Genomic DNA, 4,653 nt, shown 5'->3' on the forward strand with positions numbered 1-4,653 from the left:
CCAGAACACCCGCCATCACTCTCGCCGCATGACCACCCCCAACACCCGCACACCAGGCACCACGTCCTTGACGAAGGACATAGAGACACCCCCCCGGAACCGGACCCACGGTTCTCGTACTTCGTCGGCGCGCGCCCCGATCCCGCCCGGCAGCGCGAACAGCCGCCCCTCCCGGTCGAGCAGCAGCGTCCGCGTGGGCCCTTCGTGACGGATTCACGATCGGCCGCGCCCGGCGGATGCGTCACGTGCGGTCGAGCGCCGTCCGTTCCGTGCGGGCCCACGCCCGGCATCCGCGTCACGGACGGGCCACCCGGACGGGGACGGGACCGCAGGCCCTAGTCTTGGGCCCCATGTCCTTCACGTACGACGACGTCGGCGGCACCCGGGAGCAGGGTTTCTGCCCGCCGGGCTTCCACTCCCTGCACGTGCGCACGCGCCTCGGCGAGGGGCACGACGTGTTCCTCCGGGCGGCGGACGCGGTCCTCACCTGGGAGATGCACCGCGCGCTCGGCGTCGGCATCGACGCGGGCGCGGACCGGGCCGCCCCCGGCGTCGACGTCACCGTGTCCCTCGCCGGCGTGATCAAGGCCCCGTGCCGGGTGGTCTGGACGGCGGAGGAACCCCGCCGGGCCGGCTGGGCGTACGGCACGCTGCCTGGCCACCCGGAGTGCGGCGAGGAGTCCTTCGTCGTGGACCGCACCGGCGACGGCACCGTGTGGCTCACGGTGTCCGCGTTCAGCCGCCCGGCCAAGTGGTACGCGAAGGCGGGCGGCCCGGCGACGCGGGGCTTCCAGCACGCCTACGCGCGCAGGTGCGGAAGCGTGCTGCGGCAGTTGTGCGAGAAGGGCCCGAAGGACTGACTCACCGCATCAGCACCCCCGACGCCTCCACCACGTCGTCCGACGGGACGGCCATCAGGCCGAGTTCGGCGCTCGACGCGAGCAGGGGGTGCGCGGGCAGGATGCGGACCGTGTAGCCGTAGGGGCCGGTGCGGTCCAGGGAGAGCGGGCCCTCGTACACCCAGCGCCCGTCCTGGTCGGGGCCGCCCGCCGGTTTCAGCGGCACGGTCGTCGCGTCGGCGATGCGGTCCTCGGAGTCCACCCGGCCCGACACCGCCTGCACGTCGACGTCCTCCGGCCCGAGTCCGCCGAGCCCGACGCGGACCCGCAGCGCCAGCGTCGTGCCCAGCTCGGCGGTGTCCAGGGCCGCCGACGTCTCCAGGTGGTCGACGGTCACGCCGTGCCAGGCGTCGCGCACCCGGGCCTTCCACGCGGCGAGGTCGCGTGCGGTGTCCGGGGTCATCGCGCGGTGGGCGCGGGCGGCGGGTTCGTAGAGCCGCTCGACGTACTCCCGGACCATGCGGCCGGCCAGCACCTTCGGCCCGAGCAGGGACAGTGTCCGGCGGACCATCTCGATCCAGCGGTCGGGCAGCCCGCTCTGCCCGCGCTCGTAGAAGCGCGGGGCGACCCGCTGCTGGAGCAGGTCGTAGAGCGCGTCGGCCTCTATGTCGTCGCGCCGGTCCGGGTCGGTCCCGGCGCCGTCGGCCGTGGGGATGGCCCAGCCGAAGTCGGGCTGGAACCACTCGTCCCACCAGCCGTCGAGCACCGACAGGTTGAGGCATCCGTTCAGCGCGGCCTTCATGCCGCTGGTCCCGCACGCCTCCAGGGGCCGCAGCGGGTTGTTCAGCCAGATGTCGCAGCCGGGGTAGAGCTTCTCCGCGAGGCCCATGCCGTAGTCGGGCAGGAACACGATCCGGTGCCGCACCCGGGGGTCGTCGGCGAAGCGCACCAGCTCCTGGATGAGCCGCTTGCCGCCCTCGTCGGCGGGGTGGGCCTTGCCCGCGACGACGAGCTGCACGGGCCGCTCGGGATGCAGCAGCAGCTCCATCAGCCGGTCCCGGTCCCGCAGCATGAGCGTCAGCCGCTTGTACGACGGCACCCGCCGGGCGAACCCGATGGTCAGCACGTCGGGATCGAGCACGTCGTCGATCCAGCCCAGCTCGGCCGTGCCCGCGCCGCGTTGCCGCCAGGACGCGCGCAGCCGCCGCCGCACCTCCTGGACCAGCTGTTCGCGCAGGCAGCGCCGCAGGTCCCAGATGTCCTGGTCGGGGATGTCCGCGACGGAGTCCCACCGGTCGGAGCCGCCGACGGCGAGCGCTTCCTCGGCCCGCTCGGCACCGATCTGCCGGGCGCCGAGGCGGAACACCTCGGGCGCCACCCAGGTGGGCGCGTGCACGCCGTTGGTCACCGAGGTGATCGGCACCTCGTCGGGGTCGAAGCCCGGCCACAGCCCGGAGAACATCTCGCGGCTGACCTTGCCGTGCAGCAGCGAGACGCCGTTGGCGCGCTGCCCGAGCCTGAGGCCCATGACGGCCATGTTGAACAGGTTCGGCTCGCCGCCGGGGCAGGTCTCCATGCCGAGCCGCAGGACGCGCTCGACGTCGATGCGGGGCAGCTCGGCCTGCGGCCCGAAGTGCCGGGCCACCAGCTCGCGGTCGAAGCGGTCGATGCCGGCCGGCACGGGGGTGTGCGTGGTGAACACGGTCCCGGCGCGCACGGCCTCCAGCGCGGAGTCGAAGTCCAGGCCCCGGTCGCACAGCTCGGCGATGCGCTCCAGGCCGAGGAATCCGGCGTGCCCCTCGTTGGTGTGGAAGACCTCGGGTTCGGGGTGCCCGGTGAGCCGGCAGTACGTCCGCACGGCCCGCACACCCCCTATGCCGAGCAGCATCTCCTGCAGCAGCCGGTGCTCGCTGCCGCCGCCGTACAGCCGGTCGGTGACGCCGCGCTCGCCGAGGTCGTTCTCCTCGACGTCGGAGTCCAGCATCAGCAGGGGCACTCGTCCGACCTGGGCCAGCCAGATCCGGGCCCGCAGGCACCGCCCGCCGGGCAGGGCGAGGACGACCTGCGCGGGGGTGCCGTCGGCTTCCTCGACCGGGGTGAGCGGCAGCTCGTTGGGGTCGAGGACGGGATAGTGCTCCTGCTGCCAGCCGTCCCGGGACAGCGACTGCCGGAAGTACCCGTGCCGGTAGAGCAGCCCGACGCCCACGAGCGGTACGCCGAGGTCGCTGGCGGCCTTCAGATGGTCACCGGCGAGGATGCCGAGTCCGCCGGAGTACTGCGGCAGGGCCGCGGTGATGCCGAACTCGGGGGAGAAGTAGGCGACGGCGGCGGGGAACTCGGCGGTCTGCTCCTGGTACCACCGGCTGCCCTCGACGTATTCGCGCAGGTCGTCGGCGACGGCCGTGAGCCGTGCCAGGAAGGATGCGTCACGGGCCAGCTCGGCGAGGCGGCCGGGCGAGACGCTGCCCAGGAGCCGCACGGGGTCGCCGTCCCAGCACTCGGGATCGACGGACCGGAACAGTTCGCGGGTCTCGGCGTGCCAGGACCAGCGCAGATTTCGAGCCAGATCGCTGAGTGGCCGGAGGGGTTCGGGGAGGACGGGACGGACGGTGAATCGACGGATCGCCTTCACATTCCACCTCGGCGCGTTGGAGAGGACGCGGTCTGCGTCCCGCACGACAGTACCGGCGCGGATGCCGCCGACACGGGAGCTCGGGGAGGCCGTAAGGGTCGAACCCGGCGCACTGGGGGGAGCGAATCCCGGCCACCGGGGGCGGGGCCGGGGCCCACCTGCGGGCCTCCCGGGCGAGGCTGGTCTTGTGTGCAGACATACGCGCGAGTAGTTAACAAAGGGCCGGATTGCCCACCCGAAGGGGGTGGGAAGGCTCCACCGGGAAACCCAGCAGGTACACCGCAGGACCAGCCGGACACGCAGGACCAGCAGAACACGCAGGACCCACCTCCCCACAGTCATCCGCCCACCATCGTTGACGCGGACAGGAGCGGTCATGCCCGCCAAGCACCACTCGTCACCACCCCGCCCAGGTACCACCACACCCACTCCGAAACCACCCCCCGCGCCGCGGTCCCGCCCCGCCGCGACGGCGGTGGGCCGCATCCCCGTCCTGGACGTCCGCCCGGTGGTCCAGCGGGGCCGCCGCCCCGCGAAGGCGGTCACCGGGGAGTCCTTCGAGATCTCGGCGACCGTGTTCCGTGAGGGGCACGACGCGGTCGCGGCGAACGTCGTCCTCACCGGTCCGGACGGCCGGCCAGGGCCGTGGACGCCGATGCGCGAGCTGGCCCCGGGCACCGACCGCTGGGGCGCCACGGTCACGGCCGGCGAGCCGGGCCTGTGGTCGTACACCGTGGAGGCGTGGGGCGACCCGGTCGCCACCTGGCGGCACCACGCGGAGATCAAGATCCCGGCGGGCATGGACACGGACCTGGTCCTGGAGGAGGGCGCGAGACTGTACGAGCGGGCCGCCGAAGGGGTGCCCGGGGACACGGACCGCGCGGTGCTGACGGCCGCCGCGGCGGCGCTGCGCGACGACGCGCGCCCTCCGGCGTCCCGGCTGGCGGCGGCGCTCACCCCGGAGGTGGACGCGGTCCTCGCCCGGCATCCGCTGCGGGATCTCGTCACGGCGTCCGATCCGCTGCCGTTGCTGGTGGAGCGGGAGCGGGCGCTGTTCGGTTCCTGGTACGAGTTCTTCCCCCGCTCGGAGGGCACGGTCGAGCAGCCGCACGGCACGTTCCGCACCGCGGCGCGGCGTCTTCCGGCGATCGCGGCGATGGGCTTCGACGTGGTCTACCTGCC

3 protein-coding genes are annotated in these 4,653 nt (G+C 73.5%); 2 read left to right on the top strand and 1 reads right to left on the bottom strand.

Annotation, left to right across the window (positions count from 1 at the left end; genetic code table 11):
• The first annotated feature begins 350 nt into the window (after window positions 1-350).
• Complete coding sequence (locus tag ACZ7D7_RS33820; RefSeq protein ID WP_470829374.1) at window positions 351-860, top strand: DUF1990 domain-containing protein; 510 nt, start codon at window positions 351-353, stop codon at window positions 858-860.
• Window position 861: 1 nt separating this feature from the next.
• Here ACZ7D7_RS33820 and ACZ7D7_RS33825 read toward each other — a convergent pair whose 3' ends face one another.
• A complete protein-coding gene (locus ACZ7D7_RS33825; protein ID WP_470829376.1) occupies window positions 862-3,471 on the bottom strand; it encodes a glycosyltransferase family 1 protein in 2,610 nt (869 codons plus the stop codon).
• A 376-nt stretch (window positions 3,472-3,847) separates the two neighbouring features.
• On the opposite strand from ACZ7D7_RS33825, the gene ACZ7D7_RS33830 reads away from it, so the two are divergent.
• A partial coding sequence (locus ACZ7D7_RS33830) for a maltotransferase domain-containing protein (protein ID WP_470829375.1) occupies window positions 3,848-4,653 on the top strand: 806 nt, incomplete at its 3' end.

The sequence above is a fragment of the Streptomyces sp. NPDC037054 genome, from assembly GCF_055606745.1.